General features: G+C 53.6%; 1 protein-coding gene and 1 pseudogene. Both read right to left on the reverse strand.

Annotated features, from left to right (window positions below):
- A pseudogene (locus tag LRH25_RS32485) lies at nucleotides 1-1016 on the reverse strand (hypothetical protein); the annotation flags it as partial.
- Nucleotides 1017-2019: 1003 nt separating this feature from the next.
- The coding region (locus LRH25_RS32490; RefSeq protein ID WP_310742457.1) for an RHS repeat domain-containing protein at nucleotides 2020-2262 on the reverse strand (243 nt) is incomplete at its 5' end.

Below are 2262 nucleotides of genomic sequence, written 5' to 3' on the forward strand. Positions count from 1 at the left end.
GTGGTGATGAGGTTGGGCTCGACCACCTGCGTCTGCAGGTTCCACAGCGGGTGCCACTGGGTGCTGATCTTGCGCTGCGGCTTGGCCGGGCCGGGGTTGCTGGCGGTGTAGCTGGCCACGTCGGCCGGGCAGGTGTCGGCTGTCTTCAGGCCTTCGACCCGCACGGTCTCCAGGTTGCGGCTGGTGTCGTACGCCATGCAGCTTCGGTTGCCCGCGAAGTCGACTCGGCTGGTGACGTTGGCATTGCCGTCGAAGCTTTGGCTGCTGGAGGCAGCGCTGCAGCCGCTGCCCCCGGGCTGGGTCTGCGTGCTGGCGTAGCTCATGCCTTGCACGGTGCTAGAGCCCAACGTGCTCGAATAACCATTTGGCCCTTGCACATAGACATTGCCAACATCACTCCACCGATGATGAATCCATACCACCTTCTTGGCGTCATCAAATTCTTCAGTGATATTCCAGCCAGGCTCCGACCCTTGATTCCAGGAGGCAGAATATCGATTCAATCCCGCTCCCTCCTCGGTACTCACGGCTCGTCCGACATCGTCATACCAAAACGAAGTCAATCTCAAGGAGTCTTCGTCTACCACGCCTGTCAAAGCCCAAGGCAGCCCGGGCTTGTCGTACACGAACTGCAGGTTCTTACCGTCCGGCCAAATGAGCGCCGATAGGTTGCCGTTCGTGTAGGCCGCATCAATGACTTGCCCGTCCACCCTGGTGACTTGAGTGATCACGCCAGAAGTGTCGTACTTGAACTTCACCAATCTTCCAAATTGGTCTTGCACGCTCAGCAGGTAGCCACCACCCGGCGCGTCGGCCGACGCTTCCTTACTGAAATTCAAAGATACCCGTCCACCGCCGGCATAAACAATTTGCCGAGAGCCATCGTAGTAATCATATTCCTCAATAGATTTTCGAATCGAGTCGAAATATAAGTAATTGGACCACGGCAGGGCTTGCAATCTATCTTTTGTGGCGCCGTCAGATTCGTACCATCCAGCAACGGTAGATGGAAACATGGAAACCCACCGCCCGAGGCCGCGCGCCACTTGAATTGAGCCAGCGCTACCGCTAGAAACAAAGGTGAGAGATTTGTGAAAGCTCGTTTCCCACAATGACCCAAACGACGCCGGGGCTAGAAAATTAAACTTCAACCCAGTCTGATCCGGAGGCGTAGGCAGATTTCGCGTATTTCTATACTTTATATCAAAATCCTTACTCAACCCCGTAAAGACTGATACATCATATTGGATTCCACCCGAAAGTGGATATATGGGATCACCTGCAGAAGGAGGCGCAGGGGGGCCGCCGACATTAGCAGGACAACTGCTACCATCCCGTTCGTGGCGCACATCGATTGCTGTATAACAAGCGCCGTTGTAAAAAATTTTGGAAGAGTCGGAGCAGCCGCAATAGTACATATCAGCTGGATCAGTGCTTGCTGTGTTTCGAAACATTGTAAGGCTTCCGCGCGCCGCTCCTTCGCAAACCCAATATCTTCTTACGATAGGACTCCAAACGCCAAACTGACTATTTGGCACAGTCGGAGCGATGTCGTAACGACTCTCGTGGTATGTGTTCACCGCATACCCCGCGTAATCATAAGAACTTGTACTATTCAGCGGACTATCGTCATAGACCATTTGATATATATACCAGACACCACCCCAGCCTGGAGGGTATATGGTATTGCATGTGTCAAACATCGAATTCACGCTTTCAAGTGACTCGCTACCATTCCCCACAATTTCATGGCAGTACCCACCAGTCGATGACCAATTTATCGGTTTCGCAGGGAAGCAAGACCGCAAGCCACCCAATTGCCGGCAGGAAGATGCATCTGCAAACGCATAGGAAAAAGTTGGGGCAAAAGCAATCGCGGCCGCAAGAAGTATTCTGTGCATTTTCATATGGTGGGCATTATTGAGATATTTGGAAAGCAGATGGATAAAATATTTGTCACGACATAAACCAATTTATTCTGAGTCATGACCAATCCGAGAAAGTTTGGGACGCTGATCACTACAGCCCGGAGACGCTTTGCAGGCGTCCCAATGCGTCGTAGGTGCGCGTGATCGTCTTGACCAAGACCTTGGTGGCCGGGTCCGTTCCCTTGTAGTAGCTCTCGGTGAGCCGGTTGCCGGCGTTGTCGAGTTCGTAGTGCTCGCTGTTGCCGTCCGAGCTGCTGACGTCGGTGAGCCGGTGGGCGTCGTCGTAGGTGTTGAGGGTCCAGCTGCCGTCCGCTTGCGTGACTTGCTTGAGCAG

The organism is Ideonella azotifigens, assembly GCF_021043325.1.
Classification (GTDB): Bacteria; Pseudomonadota; Gammaproteobacteria; order Burkholderiales; family Burkholderiaceae_C; genus Ideonella; species Ideonella azotifigens.